Origin of the sequence: Alteromonas sp. C1M14, assembly GCF_018860965.1 — a bacterium.
GTDB lineage: Bacteria > Pseudomonadota > Gammaproteobacteria > Enterobacterales > Alteromonadaceae > Alteromonas.
In genome coordinates this window covers 612,165-630,181 of sequence record NZ_JAHKQF010000008.1, presented here as the reverse complement: position 1 = coordinate 630,181, position 18,017 = coordinate 612,165, and the positions used below count along the sequence as shown (strand labels likewise).

Annotated in this window: 12 protein-coding genes; 4 read left to right on the top strand and 8 right to left on the bottom strand. The window is 45.7% G+C overall.

Annotated elements, in window-relative coordinates; genetic code table 11:
• Window positions 1-103: 103 nt before the first annotated feature.
• The 4 genes from argS to KO501_RS07470 all read right to left on the bottom strand — a co-directional run bounded on the left by argS (window position 104) and on the right by KO501_RS07470 (window position 6,325).
• Window positions 104-1,834: an arginine--tRNA ligase gene (gene argS / locus KO501_RS07485; protein ID WP_216029008.1), complete on the bottom strand. Its 1,731-nt coding sequence runs from the start codon at window positions 1,832-1,834 to the stop codon at window positions 104-106.
• 12 nt (window positions 1,835-1,846) lie between these two features.
• On the bottom strand, window positions 1,847-3,436 hold the full coding sequence (prfC, locus tag KO501_RS07480; protein WP_216029007.1) for a peptide chain release factor 3: 1,590 nt from the start codon (window positions 3,434-3,436) through the stop codon (window positions 1,847-1,849).
• A 247-nt stretch (window positions 3,437-3,683) separates the two neighbouring features.
• Complete coding sequence (locus KO501_RS07475) at window positions 3,684-4,199, bottom strand: redoxin family protein (protein ID WP_216029006.1); 516 nt, start codon at window positions 4,197-4,199, stop codon at window positions 3,684-3,686.
• A 2-nt stretch (window positions 4,200-4,201) separates the two neighbouring features.
• The gene (locus tag KO501_RS07470) at window positions 4,202-6,325 is read right to left on the bottom strand and encodes a TonB-dependent receptor (protein WP_216029005.1); all 2,124 of its coding nucleotides are present in this window, start codon (window positions 6,323-6,325) and stop codon (window positions 4,202-4,204) included.
• A 591-nt stretch (window positions 6,326-6,916) separates the two neighbouring features.
• Between KO501_RS07470 and KO501_RS07465 the strand changes: the two genes are divergently transcribed.
• Window positions 6,917-7,381: a hypothetical protein gene (locus KO501_RS07465; protein ID WP_216029004.1), complete on the top strand. Its 465-nt coding sequence runs from the start codon at window positions 6,917-6,919 to the stop codon at window positions 7,379-7,381.
• Window positions 7,382-7,486: 105 nt separating this feature from the next.
• On the opposite strand, the gene KO501_RS07460 is transcribed toward KO501_RS07465, so the two are convergent.
• Genes KO501_RS07460 through KO501_RS07450 form a run of 3 tightly spaced genes read right to left on the bottom strand, consistent with a single transcriptional unit; the run spans window position 7,487 to window position 11,580 of the window.
• Window positions 7,487-9,796 (bottom strand): molybdopterin cofactor-binding domain-containing protein, encoded by a 2,310-nt coding sequence (locus tag KO501_RS07460; RefSeq protein ID WP_216029003.1) that lies wholly within the window; start codon window positions 9,794-9,796, stop codon window positions 7,487-7,489.
• Window positions 9,789-10,259 (bottom strand): (2Fe-2S)-binding protein, encoded by a 471-nt coding sequence (locus KO501_RS07455; protein ID WP_216029002.1) that lies wholly within the window; start codon window positions 10,257-10,259, stop codon window positions 9,789-9,791. Before KO501_RS07455 ends, KO501_RS07460 begins: the two co-directional genes overlap by 8 nt.
• Before the next feature lie 19 nt (window positions 10,260-10,278).
• Entirely contained in the window at window positions 10,279-11,580 is a 1,302-nt protein-coding gene (locus KO501_RS07450) for a cytochrome c (protein WP_216029001.1), read from the bottom strand.
• A 597-nt stretch (window positions 11,581-12,177) separates the two neighbouring features.
• Between KO501_RS07450 and KO501_RS07445 the strand changes: the two genes are divergently transcribed.
• Window positions 12,178-13,869 (top strand): methyl-accepting chemotaxis protein, encoded by a 1,692-nt coding sequence (locus tag KO501_RS07445; RefSeq protein ID WP_216029000.1) that lies wholly within the window; start codon window positions 12,178-12,180, stop codon window positions 13,867-13,869.
• A gap of 176 nt (window positions 13,870-14,045) precedes the next feature.
• Complete coding sequence (locus tag KO501_RS07440) at window positions 14,046-14,300, top strand: hypothetical protein (RefSeq protein WP_216028999.1); 255 nt, start codon at window positions 14,046-14,048, stop codon at window positions 14,298-14,300.
• Window positions 14,301-14,363: 63 nt separating this feature from the next.
• On the opposite strand, the gene KO501_RS07435 is transcribed toward KO501_RS07440, so the two are convergent.
• The gene (locus KO501_RS07435; RefSeq protein ID WP_216028998.1) at window positions 14,364-15,296 is read right to left on the bottom strand and encodes a glyoxylate/hydroxypyruvate reductase A; all 933 of its coding nucleotides are present in this window, start codon (window positions 15,294-15,296) and stop codon (window positions 14,364-14,366) included.
• Window positions 15,297-15,739: 443 nt separating this feature from the next.
• Here KO501_RS07435 and KO501_RS07430 point away from each other — a divergent pair, with 443 nt between their 5' ends.
• On the top strand, window positions 15,740-17,986 hold the full coding sequence (locus KO501_RS07430) for a TonB-dependent siderophore receptor (RefSeq protein ID WP_216028997.1): 2,247 nt from the start codon (window positions 15,740-15,742) through the stop codon (window positions 17,984-17,986).
• The last annotated feature ends 31 nt before the right edge of the window (window positions 17,987-18,017 follow it).

Genomic DNA, 18,017 nt, shown 5'->3' with positions numbered 1-18,017 from the left:
CTCGAGTCAGTCACCTCTGTCCTGTTGATGTAAAAGCCATGGCAAAAAGTGCTTCTATGGTAAAACCAAAAAGCACTTTCTAGCCCTCGCTATGCTATGGTTATTACATTTTATCCAGGGTTTCGATACCCAATAATGCCAAGCCTTGTTCGAGGGTTTTCGCCACCAACGCCGCCAATTCTAAACGGCTGTTGCGCACTTTATCTTCGATCCCGTCTTTTAAGATGGGGCACGCTTCATAAAACGACATAAAGGCACTGGCCACATCGTACAGGTACGTACACAACACATGGGGCGTGGCGTCTCTTGATACTACCCCGACCACTTCTTCAAACTGCAATAACAACACGGCTAATACGTGTTCTTGTTTTTCAGTAAAGGCCATAGCGCCAGGCAAGTCGGCAGGGGATATACCAGATTTACGGAAAATGCTTTGTACCCGGGTAAATGCATATTGTAAGTAAGGAGCCGTATTGCCTTCAAAACTTAACATGGTATCCCAATTAAAGACATAATCGGTGGTACGGTTCTTACTTAAGTCGGCATATTTAACCGCGCCAATGCCCACTTTGCGAGCCACGTCTTTGAGTTCATCAGTAGATAAATCAGAAGTACGCTCTGCAATCAAATTACCCGCACGCTCTACCGCTTCATCCAATAATTCAACCAGCTTAACCGTGCCACCTGTGCGGGTTTTAAACGGCTTGCCATCACTCCCCAGCATCATACCAAACGGGCAATGCTCGTATGTTTGTTCCGGTTTCATGAAGCCCGCTTTACGACCTACAATCTCTGTTTGCTTAAAGTGTAAGGCCTGTCGGGCATCGGTAAGAATTAGCGTTCTATCGGCGTTCAGTTTACCACTACGATAACGGATGGCGGCTAAATCCGTGGTGGAATATAAGTATCCGCCACCGGATTTTTGTACAATGTAAACCGCCGGGTTACCCTCTTTGTCGGCAAGTTCGTCAATGAATACAACCTGAGCCCCTTGATCCTCCACCGCAATGCCTTGTTCTTTTAGCTGTGCAATCACATTGGCCAGATCGTCGTTATAAGCAGACTCTCCCATAATGTCATCACGAGTCAGGCTGACATTCAGTTTTTGATACACCTCTTCGCTGTGCTTGATAGAGATGTCGATGAACAGTTGCCATAGTGCTAAACAACGGGTGTCGCCACCTTGTAATTTAACCACGTACTCTCTGGCGCGATCCGCAAAGCCCTCTTCGTTATCAAAACGCACCTTCGCTGCACGATAAAAGTCTTCAAGATCAGATAAGGCGGTTTCTGCCACTTCACTTTCAAGTTTGTCTGACAGGTGAGCTAACAGCATTCCGAACTGGGTACCCCAATCGCCCATATGATTTTGACGAATGACCTTATGTCCCAGAAATTCCAGCACTTTGACCACGGCATCACCAATGATGGTGGTACGCAAATGCCCCACGTGCATTTCTTTAGCAAGATTTGGCGAAGAGTAATCCACCACGATAGTGTTGGTTTTTTCTTTTGCAACACCAATGCGGGGATCATGTAATGCCAGTTCACACTGATTCGCCAACCAAGTGTCGTTTAGATGTACATTGATAAAACCCGGACCTGCAACCTCGAGCTTACTGGCAACATCGTTTAGCTTCACCAGGGAGACAATTTTCTCTGCAATATCACGGGGCTTTTGTTTAAGTTGTTTAGCCAGTGCCATCGCACCGTTAAACTGATACTCACCGAACTCAGGACGAGCACTTTTTGCCACCGGCACAGGGGCATTTTCGACCCCTAGCTCTTCTAATGCCTCGGTAAAACGACTGACTAATAAAGCATGTATATTCATTGTTTGTCTTTCTTAATGTTCGCGGGTTTCTTTAAACTGAATGTCTGGATAACGCTCTTGGGCTAGTTGTAAGTTAACCCGTGTAGGCGCGATATACGTAAGATTATCGCCGCCATCTAAGGCAAGGTTCTGCTCGGCTTTGCGTCTAAACTCATCCAATTTCTTAGCATCATCGCTGTAAACCCAGCGGGCTGTGTTCACACTGATATGTTCGTATATTGCATCCACATTGTACTCTGCCTTAAGGCGGGCAACAACGACGTCAAACTGCAACACACCGACGGCACCGACAATTAAATCATTGTTTATCAGTGGACGAAAAACTTGGACCGCGCCTTCTTCTGATAACTGAATAAGCCCTTTTAGCAATTGCTTCTGTTTTAAAGGGTCGCGCAAACGGATGCGTTTGAAAAGCTCAGGCGCAAAGTTAGGAATGCCGGTAAAACGAAAATTACGGCCCGAGGTAAACGTATCACCAATACGGATGGTACCGTGATTATGAAGACCGATAATATCGCCAGCATAGGCTTGTTCAAGTAATGCTCTGTCGCCAGCTAAGAAGGTTAATGCATCAGAAATACGCACATCTTTATTGATACGGCTGTGGCGCATTTTCATGCCTTTTTCGTACTTACCGGACACGATACGACAAAATGCAATGCGATCTCGGTGCTTGGGATCCATATTGGCCTGAATTTTAAACACAAAGCCGCTAAACTCTGGCGTCTGAGCACTGATTTCGCCGTCTTCAGTAACCCGACCTTGGGGTGCAGGCGCCCAGCTAACTAAGCCATCAAGCATGTGATCAACACCGAAGTTGCCCAATGCGGTACCAAAAAATACCGGGGTAAGTTCACCGGCTAAGAACATTTCTTGATCAAATTCATTGGATGCACCTTGCACCAATTCAAGTTCTTCTTTTAACTGTTCAGCCAAACCGCTGCCGATGGCTTCTTCCAGTTCTGGGCTATCTACCCCCTTGATGATGCGCACATCTTGAATGGTGTGACCCATTCCAGATTGATAAAGAAAGACTTCATCCCGATGAAAATGGTAAACACCTTTGAATCCTTTACCACTGCCGATTGGCCAGGTCACCGGCGCACACATAATATTGAGCTCTGTCTCAACCTCATCAAGCAATTCGAGGGGATCACGAATATCCCTGTCTAACTTGTTCATAAAGGTAATAATTGGCGTATCTCGTAAACGGGTCACTTCCATCAGCTTACGGGTACGAGCTTCCACCCCTTTCGCCGCGTCAATGACCATTAAGCACGAATCCACTGCGGTTAAGGTACGGTAGGTATCTTCAGAGAAATCTTCGTGTCCTGGAGTATCAAGCAGGTTCACAAGATGATCGCGGTAAGGAAACTGCATCACCGACGTGGTAACAGAAATACCCCGCTCTTTTTCCATCTCCATCCAATCGGACTTAGCATGCTGGCCGGACTTTTTACCTTTTACTGTCCCTGCCGTTTGTAATGCGCGGCCAAATAAAAGCACTTTTTCAGTAATGGTGGTTTTACCGGCATCAGGGTGCGAGATGATAGCAAAGGTTCTTCGCTTATTGATTTCATTAAGAAAATCTTGATTTGCCATGTATTCGTTCTTTTCGTTTGTACGCGGATTTACACACACTTAGCAAAGCACACTGTTTTCGCGCTTCCCCTGTAACCCGTCGTGTTAATCGTAATTGGCGGCTATTTTCGCTGATCTCGAGACTATACACAATCAATGCTTATTCAATTGCTTAGCATTTACCCTTACATTAGGGCAATACGCAGGAGATTTACTGATGATGGGTGCTGATTTATCAACAAAGCAGGGGCATGCAATGCCCCTTTAACTAACCTGAAATAGATGTTTGTGCAACGGCGTCTGCGAGACACACATCCTGAAATGCATAGCGGAGTTTTGCTAGCGGAACATAGCCTTCAATAGTGGTAACTAGGTCGCCGTTGTCGTCAATGATAAGACTAAAAGGCGTGGCTTTAGGCTCTCCCACCATAGCGATAAAATCCGGTGAGGCAACAGCGGCGGGAAAAGAGATCTTTGTTTTATATACAATCTCTTTTAACCCTTTTTTATCTCCTACCCCCACAGCGACCGGTTGTAAGTGATTAGCGCAGTTTTGATATAAATCTTCTAACGCTTTAAATTGCTTCATACACCAAGGGCATTGAGGTTCAAAAACGGTTACCACTAGGATCTGATGTTTATAATCCCCTAGTGATACCCTTTCTAAATTCATCAATGCGTCTAATTCTAGCGAATAAAGAGGATTATTCCCGGCCCCCCACAACGGGAAGCTCGCTAGAAAGACAGTACAAGCGAAAGCGACTTGTCTTACACATTTATTCATCGTTACAAGGCTACCGTGATACCAGCATAAATTTCTCGGCCTCGCAGCGGCCCGTAAATATAGGCAACGTCATAACCGCCATCTTCGTAAAATAACGGTGTCTCCATGTCGTCAACTTGGGTGTAATCAAACAGGTTGTTTGCTCCAACATACACACTAAAGGTGTCAGTGATCTGTTTCGATACCTTCGTAGTTACCGTCCAATAGGCGGGTGCGTTGGTAGACATAGGCAGTAATCCAGCGGCATCAAAGGTAGGCGCTTCAGGTGTACCGTATTCGCTCAAATCCCGACTGCCCACCCAGGTGGCAGCGGCGTACACATCCCACCCTTTTATTTCCCAATCAGCAGTAAAAATAGCACGCTGTTCAACCGGAACAACACCATAAGACTGTTTAAATTGATCACTATATACATAGTTTTCAGCGGTGAATCCCAAGGTAAAATCATCAGTGAGATGATAACTCAATACCACATCACTAACGAATACATCGGCGTCTTCGGTAAGTTGATCAAGTGCCGGCACTCCCTCCTCATTTTCAGACAACACCGCAAGATTTTCCACGTTGGTATAACCTAAAGACGTGGTAAGGCTAAGGGCTTCCCCAAGATAACTTAATGCGTAATTTACCGATAACGAGCGCTCTAATTCATCCACATTAATTTCAAAGCCCACACCCGCATCAAGGATACCGTGATCAGATTCAAAAAAGGACAATGGCGCTCGATAACCGCGACCCGCCGACAAGCGAGATGTCCACTGTTCATTATGATCATAGCGGATATCTACGCGAGGAGACACGATGGTTTCGTCAATTTCTGTACCTGGTTTTGCAGGATCGGTGAAGTCGGCTTCAACCTTATCTATTCTCACCGCTACATTTAATTCTAAATCCTGATTCACATACCAACTGTCTTGAATATAAAAGCCTAAGGTGTCGTAATCGAAACTGTCAGAGACATAGTCATCGGTATCACTGTTTGTTTGGGAGTCGAGGGTTTCCATACGCGTATCAAGACCAAAAGTCAGTAAATGATCATCAACCACATTCCAATTAAAGCGAGCATCAAAATAGTCCATTTCATTGTCAGCATCGTACACAAACCCCTCGTAGAAAGAGTCTTGAGTATGGTCATTATGAGAAGCCACCAAGGTCATATTTAATTGGTCGCCAAAGTCATGGAGCCAACTGACATAGAGTTCTTTGCGCTCAGATTCTATCCATTCAGTGGTTTCCCACCCCTTACCAATATAGGCATTGCGCACGTCATCATCTTCAAACAAAGAGGAGGATTCAAAATCTGGATCTGCATAATAATCATTGAGGACTTCACCAATACTTGTACCAGTGGGGCCGCCAAATATTTCTGAATCAGCAAGATTAGCGCGCACATGCACACTATCTTGGTTGGTAAAATCATGGGAGATGAACAGGGTTGCCACCTTGTTCTCAAGTTCAGGGTTTTCACTAACCCCATTGTTATCACCGTCGTATTGATCACGGTCGTCATATTGTGCCGAGAATGTCACACGAGTCTTATCATCATTAGCAAGACCGGTAGCCACTAAGCTCCCTTTTTTGTAGCCATTCTCACCCGCTGAAAGGTCTACAGTAACGCCATTTTCAATCGCTTTTTTGGTCACCAGATTAATGGTACCGCCAATCGCTTCGGGGGCAATTAACGACGCTCCAGCACCTCGGGCAATTTCCACACTCTCTACACCGGAAGAAGCCGCAGCATCAAGGCCATAGAAACCAGACATCATGGTGTAAACCGGAATACCGTCTACCAGTACAGTGGTGTGCTCACCTCGCAAGCCGTTTAGCATTACCCGTTTAACACCACACATGGAACATTCGTTGTTCACCCGCACACCCGGAGAAATGGATATTGCATCAGTGAGCGAGGACGCTTGTAGTTTCTCCATCAAACTATCAGATACCACTTCTGTTTTTTGAACCGTATCTTTAAGCATGCCCGCTTCATACAAACGCGCACGAACGCCCACCACGGAGACTTTTTCAATGTCCTCGTTTTGGCTATCTGCGGATGTGTTTTGTTGTGCTAAAACTGGGCTCGCTAACAATAAAGCGGCCATAGCATGTGCTAAGGGTGTCTTTTTCATTTCTTTATCGGATCCTGGATAATGCTGTGAAAGTGTTACAACTGAACACAAGGACTTTACCTAATGTGTCCAACTCTCTATCTCAAAATGTGATAATATAACAATCACAGGAAATCACAAACAACAATTATTATCATTTACAAAATGTCGACAATACTATGATTAAAGTCAACAATAACGCGCTAAATGTAAGAAAATTCGCTGTTCGGCACCTTAGCAAGTACTAACACCCAATTTTTATCCACTGTTTCGCGCCCCTAACTAGGTGAGTGATTAAATCACTACCCACAGAGTTGCGCCAAAATCGCCAAGTCACCAGAGGGGATGTATTGATAGCTAAAAACTATCTCGAAACAGTCTTGTTAAATATTTGGATCAGGATAATCTAAATCCCGCAACTTTTAGAGATAATATAACATTGCCTCAATGAGCCTAAATGGCCACGGAATAGACATTAATTTTCGAATCGATGGGCTATGCTTGGAAAGTCATGTGACACAAATGATGAATACTAAGTCCTTAGCACCCGTGTCATCAGTGGTTATGTAGGGTCACAGAAAATAACATCAATGAAGGAGAAATGTGTACATTATGTTTACTAAAGAAATGGTACATACCGCACTACAAACTTGGTGCGACAACGTGGTTAAAGTTGGGGAAGTTCACGCTGAAGGCGGAGACACCCAAGCATTCTCGAATCAAGTTCTAACGGATAATTACGACTATGATAACGGTCACGTATTGTTCAAGCCAACACTCACATTTGGCGAACAAACATATCGCCCGACAAAGGAAGGGGCCCTTTCTTATTTTGTGGGTGGAAACAGTGACTTTCCTAATGACAACGGCTTTAAACTAAAGCCTTGGGTAAAGGTTTGGTATAGCAAAGAAGATTTCATTCTCCATAACGACTTAGCGATTGTGCAATGTAATGTGCATTTCATCGGTGCCGATGACAGCCACATTTTTGTTAATAAGAGCTTCGTTTTTAAACAATGTGATGACGGAAAGATACGCATTATATTGCACCAATCATCATTACCGTTTCAGCCTTAAGTCACAACAATATTGCGCTTTCCTCATTTCCTTGTAGGAAAGCGCAACGTCCATACTTCTCTACAATAGCCCTAACTTAAAGGACGCGCTAACGGCCTACTTCTGTTAGGCATTTTTCTGTTCCAGTGCGGCTTTAACATCAGCGGGACTCATAGGTAATTTACGTAAGCGTACACCCACAGCATTGTAAATAGCGTTGGCTATTGCCGGAGCAACCGGCGTCACCGCCGGCTCACCTAGCCCTGATGGCGGTAATGTACTGGCAATAAACTCTACTTTTACTTCCGGCGTCTGCCCTATTCTTAGCGGCGTATAACGATCAAAATTTTGGTCTTTAAACTGGCCGTTAACAATTTCAGTTCCTTCAAATAACGCCATGGACAAGCCCCATAATGCCGCCCCTTGACACTGTGCTTGGGCACCATCAGGATCAACAACAATTCCCGCATCGACAGCAAGATAAAGCTTTTCTACCGTTACCAAACCGTTGTTGGGTTCCACATGAACCTGCACGGCACACCCTACCCAGGTAGGCATTTCCCGCTCTTGACCAAAGGTTGTGGCCAGTCCTATACCTTTGTTTGGAGCTTGGGGTTTACCCCAGCCAATCATCTCAGCGGCTTTTTCCAAAGCCACCGCCTGACGGGCTGCGCCCCCTTCAGCCACCGGTGTAGAACCGGCATTACGACCTTCAGCTATTAGCATATCTAAACGAAATTGCAGCGCATCTTTACCGGCGAAATGCGCGGCTTCGTCCATAAAGCTTTCCAATGCCCAGTTAGTCCAACCTGGCCCCACTGAACGCAACCAACCCGGTCTAAATGTGGCATTGGCTAAATCATTAGACACGGCGCGGACTTTTTGTGCGCCCACGCGATACCAATGATCGGCACCGGCTATGGAAAAGGGATCAAAGGGTTCATCATTCACCCCTTTTGGCATAAACCCAGGCACTAAAACTTGGGTGGGCCAGCCTGCGGTAGCATGATGTTCCATACCGATCACGGTTTTATTATCGTCAAATGCTATTTTTAATTGCTGTACAGAAGCTGAACGGGCGCTATCAAATTGAATATCTTGAGGTCGAGTCAATAGCATTTTAACTGGCTTTCCCCCCAAGGCTTTGGAAGCCAATGCAGCAGGAATGGTGTAGTCGCCATTCAATCTACGCCCAAATCCACCGCCTAGCATATAAGTTCTTAACACAATATTGGCTTCGTCTTCACCAAGGGCTTGCGCTAAAACGGGCAAGGTTAACGACTGCCACTGACAACCAGAATGCACTTCCCACACACCGTCTGGATTTCTAAATACCAGCGCATTAAGGGGTTCCATTTGTCCGTGCAACACCGTACTGGTGATATATTCCTGGGTGAACTGTTCATTAGCTTTAGCAAATACCGGTGCCGTATTTACATTCCCCGTGTCTAAAATACTGCCCTTTGAGTCATCACCAAGTAACGATCTACCATGTTCAATAATATCGGCTTCCGATACATTTTTAGCATCGCCCTCCGTCCAATTTACTGTCACTAATTTAGCGGCCTTTTGTGCCGCAACGAAACTAGTGGCAATAACCATTAACCATCCCGGTACACTGCCACTGCTATCATCTAGCACAATGGTTTTTTGATAACCTTTAACTTTCTTGGCTGCGGTATCGTCAAAATCAACCACCGCAGAACCATACCGAGTAGGGGGTAAAATGGGATTGCCGTAAACCATACCTTCTACCTTGGCATCAATCCCAAACACCGTTTTACCCATAGTCTTATTGGCCACGTCCAACGCTTTGACTTGTTGACCTACTAGATTGAGGTCAGCATTGGGTTTCAACGGCAAGGCGTTCAGTTCATCTTCAGTAAATTGTCGAGTCAGCCCCAACTGCACTAACTGCCCGTATGAAAGCTCACCTTTTTTCGATATTACCTTACCTTTAACCCCACGGCAGTCAGCGCTGTCCACTCCCCATACCTTAGCGGCAGCCTCAATCAATGCAATGCGACCGGCGGCACCGGCTTGTCGGTATACCGGCCAACTTTTCGAAACCGACCAGCTGCCTCCTGTGACCATCATTCCCCACCGTGGATCAGAATCGACATGGATGATTTCCACATCATCCCAGTCCGCTTCCAATTCATCGGCTAATATTCGAGCAATGGCGGTTCCCACATGTTGCCCCATTTCTGCGCGTATAATATTGACCTTAACTTTACCAGCGCTATCAATGGTGTACCAAAGTGACGGCTCATAGATATCCCCTTCACTGGGCAGAATCTTGCCGTCAGAAGTCGCCGGATCCATGGCGGCTAATACATGACGAGGAAAACCGAAACTCACCCCGGCAGTGGTCATGCCAATTAAAAAGCCCCGGCGAGTTAGCCCCATGGCATTGTCTTTAAACATTCTACTCATGACTGTCTTCCTTCACCCCGTTAGCCGCCTCGTGGATTGCACTGCGTATGCGAACATACGTCATACAACGACACAAATTTCCACCCATCACCGCATCAATGTCGCTATCGGTAGGGTTTGGAATATCTTTGAGCAACGCGGCAGCTTGCATAATTTGCCCAGACTGGCAGTAACCACATTGAGGAACCTGTAGTTTTTGCCAAGACACCTGTAAGGGGTGTTCTCCGTTTTCAGACAAGCCTTCAATCGTGGTTATGTCGGCCCCTTCCACGGCCTCTACCGGAGTAATACACGAGCGTGTGGCACGTCCACCAACATGAACCGTGCAGGCACCACAGGTGCCAATTCCACACCCAAATTTGGTGCCCGTCATAGCCAATTCGTCTCGAATTACCCATAAAAGCGGCGTGTCATTGTCTACATCTACACGCACTGGCTTACCATTTATTTTAAAATTCGCCATGTTAGGTTCTCCTGTCTACTTAATGGGCAAAGCGAGGCTGAGCTCGAATATCAACCACTTGTTGTTGTAAGTTTGGCCATGGTTTCTTGCCCGCTGACTGGCGCAAATAGGCTGCAATGGCACTGATATCTTCATCACTTAATGCGTCTCTAAAGCCTGGCATAACCACACCCGCGATCCCTTGATCATTATGTATGCCATCTAGAACGACATTGATGAGGTTGGTGGGCTGGTCAAGGTTGGTGGATGAACTAATCGCCAATAAAGGACGTCCTTTCACTACCTGGTCACTGTTGTAATGACAAGACTGACATGCAGTGGCATACAAACGGGCACCCTCATCGATACGCGGGGGCGCTTGTGTGTGTTGGGCCGCTAACGCGGTTTGCACCACATCATGGGTTGCAGCAGAAGCGCTAGCTTCATTGTTATTGAAATCGGCTAAATACGCACTGATGGCGTGAATATCCTCATCGGGTAACTGTGTTAATCCTTTATGCATGACCGGAGCCATGGGACCTGCCGCGCTACTATGAAAAGGCGCATTACCGGTGGTGAGATACTCATAGAAATCCTGCTCTCGCCAGGGTATTGGCGAGGTGCTGGTAGCGGTCAGTGACGGCGCTATCCAACCATCGATAGCTGCACCTTGATACATTTTTTCGTACTGTTCTGCACCGAGGGCATTACGTGGTGTGTGGCAGGCTCCGCAGTGGGCAATCCCTTCGGCAAGGTAGGCGCCTCGATTAAATTGCTTTGATTTGTCGGGGTTATATGCAAATTGCTGAGTGTCTGCGAAAAGTAATTTCCATCCTGCTTGAAGCCACCTTATATTGAGTGGAAACGGGATCCCGTTGTCTTTTTTCACCTGTTTTACTGGGGCAACAGAAGTCATTATATAAGCATAGATGGCCGTAATGTCTTCATCGGTCATCTTATTGAAGTGTTCATAAGGAAAGGCTGGGAACAAATGGCTCCCATCACGACTAACTCCCGAGCGCATGGCGCGTATGAAAGCCGCTTTTGACCATCTGCCAATGCCTGTCTCTTCGTCCGGTGTGATATTGCTAGAGTAAATTGAACCGAACTGTGTATGCATTTCATAGTTGCCACCGTAGGGCGCACCACCGGGTGGAGTATGACAGGTGTCACAATAACCGGCCGCGGCTAGCATCTTTCCTTTTGCCACCATCTCTGGTGTAAAGTTATGTTCTGCCACAGGAGAGACTTCATCGATGCTGGGATGCCAAGCATACACGCCGAATAAGACTGCTCCCACAACCACAGCGCCACAGACACCGTAAACCATAGTTTTAAGCATGTTAGTTGCCTTATGTAAATAAAAAACACCACGAAAAAATACAGACGCACTTAATTAGCGAAATACTTTTTTGGATGAGTATGTGTTTGTGCAGTGACACCCACCGGCGGTGACTGTTAGCTGCGCTAATAGAAAATTAAAAACTTGCTGAGTTTATATCTATACTGTTTTCGCTGGCTTTTTGGTTGCGTATTGCTGGTTTTTATTCAAGAGAGTTGAAAATACCCCCCAACAGTCATGGGAAATAACGCAAAACAGCGATGACTTAAGGAATAGTTAATACAGTATACCGCAGTGTGGCTAGCGATAAACTCGATTCACGTTTAATGACGAAAATTTACGGTTAATTGTTGCCATCTAGCCCAATTTATCAACGGCGTTTCGGATTTTAATCAACCTAAGCGTCACCCCGCTAGTTGCAACAAGTACCTACGTCCCCTTGAGCCCCACCTGATATTGATTTGGATCGATATAATTCACTTAAATATTACATTTCTCCGTCAATAAACTACATTTATCTTAAAGGCTGTTTGCTAAGCACAATACCTATTTTGCTTAGCAAACAGTTAGTTCCCTTGGAATATAGAGAAAACATCCATGCATCTGACAATAAAAAACCGCGTGATAATCCTCGCCATCGTTCCGGTTATTTTGCTTACCTTGCTACTGATGGGTTATAGCTACGTACAAACGACTTCAGTGGGTAAAAAATCCGTTGCCATGTTCAACGCTGAGGTTAACGCCGCAAAGGAAGCGGAATTAAAAAACTACATTGCATTAGCCCTCACGGCCATCAAACCTTTTATCGATAATCCAGAGTCCGCAAACAACAAAGAGATTCAAGCACAGGCTTTTAGTGTACTTCGTAACTTACGCTTCAAAGACGGTAATTCTACCGGCTATTTTTTTGTTTACGATTATCAAGGTGTGAATCAAGTTCATGGGGTTAAACCAAGCTTAGAAGGCACCAATTTAATTAACTTTAAAGATCCGACAGGCAAATATTTAATAAAAGAACTTATAGCCCAAGCCAAACAGGGAGGCGGGTTTGTCCACTATGCGTGGACAAACGAAGATGGCAGCAGTTACGCCCCTAAACTTGGCTACGCCATCCCGATAAAACAGTGGGGCGTTTTACTTGGTACCGGCTTTTGGGTTGATGGTATAGCGCAGCAAGTCGCGATTATGGACCAGAGCATTGACCAATCCATAACGAAAACCTTTACGCAAACAGTATTGATTTCAGCGGTGGCCCTAATCGTTATTATATTTATCGCTTTGTTTGTGGTGAGAAGTATCGTTCGGCCGTTACAAGCTGGCGTAAATGCGATGAATGAAATTGCTAACGGTGATGGAGATCTCACCAAACGTTTATCCACCGATTCCGGTGATGAAATTGCTGAGTTTTCTGCATCCTTTAATGTATTTGCCGATCAAGTACAGTCAATCGTAAAACGTGTACTGCATTCCTCCTCGACCCTGGCCAATGCCACATCCCAGCTATCCACGCTACTGCAACAAACAAATCAGGGTACAGAACGACAACTGAACGAAACCGATCAAGTGGCAACCGCCATGCACGAAATGGCAACGACGGCTAAAAACGTTTCCGATGACGCCAGTTCAGCCTATGCCTCCGCCAACTTGGCTGAAGAAAAAATTGAAGATGCCCTCGCCATCTTGCTAACCGCCATAGAGGTAATCGAAGATTTAAGCCATCGGGTGTTTTCCGGGGTTGAAGCGGTGAAAACCCTAGAAGAACACTCGGATAAAATTGGCGGCGTTTTAGACGTGATCAGAAGCGTCTCTGAGCAAACCAACCTGCTAGCTTTAAATGCGGCGATTGAGGCCGCCCGTGCCGGAGAAGCTGGTCGAGGGTTTGCCGTAGTGGCCGATGAAGTTAGAACATTGGCCGCACGAAGCAGAGACAGCACTAATCAGATCCAAGAAATGGTGGAAAATGTACAATCTGGCGCAAAACAAACGGTGGGGTTATTTGAAGAAATTGAAAAACTCAGCGCCGCGGTAACGGCTGAAGTAGAAAACGTAGACAGCTCACTAAACGCAATTAAAACTTCTGCCACCACCATTACGCAGATGAATATTCAAATTGCCAATGCAGCGCAAGAACAAACCAATGTGTCAGAAAGCATTAACCAGAATGTTACTGAGATTGTGGATATTGCCAACCTAAATGCTCAAGGAACAGCCGATGCTGAAAAAATCAGTGATCAACTTAAAGTAATGACCGCCGAATTAAGCAATGAGGTAAAACGTTACAGAACCTGATCCGCCAGGCTTCATGGGTTGTTTTATCAGTTAGTCAGATAGCTCCCATTGAGTAACCGCGATGGATAAAATATACCTAGTTGCACACGATAATACCTAATGTGTGCAACTGACCTATTGCGAACTTAACCAACAAAGCTCAAGCTATGACTACTTTTGGGTAAACACAAAAATGGATGAGTTCGTTGACACCTAATAAAACCTTAAATCGTGCCATTATTCTGGCCTTAAGTGCCGGTATCAGTATCACCTTGGTTGCCTGTGGCGGCGGACAAAGCAGTGAGGATACTTTTTCTGTAATACCGCCATTAGCTGATACCTCCATTACAGAGGTTAGCGACGATACAAATGAGGCGCCGTCATCCCCTGACAACACCGGCACATTAGATCAGCAACAAGACAAAGATCAAAATGCGAATGACGATTGCTAGCATGGCACAGCATTAATTCCTGCCATCCATATTTCCTACGCACACCCATTGTGCTTTCACATACTAATATCCCCTGCCCGTATCTACCGTTTCAGGTAACTGACCAGTCCGACGATAACGTCGAATATTCTCAGCCACGATTTGACTGGCACTACATGGGTGGGTAGGCGCCGATATGTGAGGCAATACACTGACTTTAGGGTGTTGCCAATATGGATGATGCCTAGGCAGCGGCTCTTGCTCAAACACATCAAGCACCGCGTAGGCTAGGTGATCATCAAGGGCTTTCAATAAGCTGGTGTCATCGATTATCGGCCCTCGGCCAAAATTAATGATGGTTGAATTTTGCGGCAACCAAGCAAGGGTACGGGCATTTAGAAGGCCACGGGTTTGCGCCGTTAAAGGCAATAAACACACCAGAATATCACTGTGTTGTAATAACTTCTGCAGCCCATTTTGCCCCTGTAAGCAGGTTATTCCTTGTAAGTTTTTAGCATTTCGGCTCCAGCCATAAACATCAAACCCGTTATCTCTCAATCGTTGCGCGCTGGCCTTACCTAATTGCCCTAATCCAAGTATACCGATACGACGCTGGCGCGCCCGTACCATCGGCCGCTGTACCCACCGCTGTTCTGCTTGCTGATGCTGATACGCATACATTTCACGGTGCAAAAATAAACTCCATGCCAAGACGGCCTCTGACATAGTATGGGTTAATTCTGGATCAACCAAACGCACAATGGAAAAGGAAGGATCGGCCAGTTCCTGTATCACCCCCTCCACACCGGCCCACACACTGTGTACCCATTCCAAATTTGGCAAGGTCTGCAAGACCCTAGTGTCTGGATCCGCAACAATGGCAACATCGCACAGGCGTTTTTGCCCGTCATTTAATTTATCGAATAAAACCACACGCTCTTGTGGCATAGCATCAGACAATGCTTGTACCCAATGTTGCTGCTCTGCTTGTGGCGATCGGCTAATAAACGGAATCATGCTATTTACATCCGAAGCTAGGCATTTGGCTTAGCAAGTTGTGTATTGCCCTTAAAAGATGAAGGGCAGAAAAGTGGCAAGTTGTCATAAACAGCTCCAATAAAACAAGGTATCACCCTCGGCATAACCGTCACTCACAGGCACATAGGTTTAGCCCAAAAATACAACACTCAGTTAAAAAGTAAACGCTATTTTTGCCATCATCGACGCAGGGCCCTGCCCTTTTTTCCTAACATGCCGTTCTTATAGCGCCCTACGTGATGACCTAGCGGTTTAGATTTAATCAACCACGACAAAATCCAGTCTATTTATTATTTCTTTAGAAAGCCTAAAACTTAACTTAAACAAGAATTATTTGCATTTAGATTATTTTCATTTATATTGTCACCCTCCGCTATCTCCATAGCAGTTTTGACACACACATCATCAAGGAAACACTAAGAATGCAAAAGAAAACCATTGGCGCATCTTTTTCTACCAGCGCCCTCGCACTCACTGTATCCACAGCACTACCTATGACAGGTATTGCTGCAGACTTAGCAGAACCTTATCAAGCATCCGAAACACAGAACGAACTGGCTACGACAAAAGCCCAAGCCGATGTCGAAAAAACCTATAAAGTTGACGAATCATCCTCAATAAAACTGACTCAACCGATTGCCGATACACCAAGAACTATCACCGTCATTCCAGCAACCATGCTTGAAGATCAAGGTATTACCAGCCTCAATGATGCCCTACGAAACGTAGCAGGCGTTTCCACTTTTGGTGGCGGTGAAGGTGGTGGCGGCGTTATCTCAGCCAGCGATAGTGTTAGCATTCGAGGGTTTGATGCCACATCAAATATTTATATAGACGGTATCCGCGATATTGGTGGGTATAGCCGTGATATGTTCAACTACGAACAGGTTGAGGTCATCAAAGGAGCCAGTGGAAGCATTGATGGCAGAACCAACGGTGGTGGCTCGCTAAACCTTAGCAGCAAACGCGCCGTGTTGGCTGACTTTGGGTCTGCTACTGGCCGTTACGACAATTTCGATACGGCGCGAATTACTGCCGACGTTAATAAGCAGCTTTCGGATAATAGCGCAGCCCGGTTTAACATTGTCTATTCAGACGGCGGTGATGTGTTTGACAATGGCTCAGAAAATTATGAAACCTTAGGTATTGCAGGGTCATTTTTCTATCAGGTAAGCCAAGATACTGATGTTACCTTCGATGTTTTTTACATGGACCAAGATAATACCCCTATCCTTGGGCTACCTTATGTAACCGAAAGTGCCAGTGAGGCCACCGGTTTACCCGAAGGGCCCATCGATTCGGCCTATTGGAGTGAGTATTACAGTGTTGACGGCCGTGATTACGAAGACATTGAAACCAGTATGTTTACGTTATTGGTTAACCACAAAGTCAATGACAATCTAAGCCTACGAAGCCAAACTCGTATTGGGTCTAACGATAAAAAATCTGTCATCGGACGACCTTGGTGGGGCTCAGATGATGCCGCCGGTTTACTTGACGCCAGTCGCCTTCAGTCTCTTGATGAAGAAAACGATTTGTTCGTTACCCAATTCGATGGTTTATTTACTTTTGAACACGACAATGTTGCCCACAACCTTGTTATCGGGGCGGAATATGCAAAAGAAGAGTTAACCTCTTACGATTTAGATTCAAACTACACCTATACAGTGGATGGTGTAGCCGTTGACACTCCCTATATGGATCCCACCAACCCATTACACAATATTGGCGTTTCTGGCAGTGTAGTGCGCACCGGCGAAAATGACGTCGGTGATGCCAGCACGTTTGCGATCTATGCTTTCGATAGCATCCGTATCGGTGAGCAGTACCAATTGGATGTTAATGCCAGATACGATGACTTTGAAATCGACGGCGATGCATGCAACAGCAGTGGCTGTAACACCGGATTAAATGCCGATGCGACCTTCTTCTCTTATGGGGCCGCATTCAGTTATATGCCCACCGACAATGGCAGTATTTATATTAGTTATGGCAATTCTGAAGAACCTCCTGGAACTAGCTTGGCCTTGTCCACAAGTGCTGATAGCAATGCGCTAGATCCTCAAGAAGCAGAAACCATGGAACTCGGGACAAAATGGGAACTCTATGGTGGCGACCTACTTTTAAGTGCTGCGATATTTAAAACCACCAAAGATGTGGAAGATTCTGAAAAAATCACGGATGAGGATGGTAATTCTTCCACTTTTTACTATCTTAGTGGAGAACAAGAGTCCACCGGTTTTGAAATTGGGTTAGTCGGTAAACTAACCGATAACCTATCCATATCGGCGAACTACGCCAAGCTTGATACCGAAATCACCCAAGGTCTTGATCCCGATGAAATAGGCAACGGATTACAGGCAGCGCCAGATGACACGGCTACTGTATGGTTATCTTACGCCGCCATGGACGACAAACTCAATATTGGTGGTGGCCTTTATTACAATTCCGGTGAAACATACTGGCGTCAACAACGGGCCTATTTCACCGTTGATGCTTATACCACCGCCTCGGTCATGGCTTCGTACCAAGTAACCCCTGCCCTTAAAGTACAAGTTAATATCGACAATTTGTTCGATGAAGAGTACGTTACTGACTATAGTGCGAAAGGTCACTTCAGACCTGGCGACCCAAGAAGCTATGCGTTATACGCCAGCTATAGCTTTTAAATAATAAGTACTTAGCCGGGCCCAGCCCGGC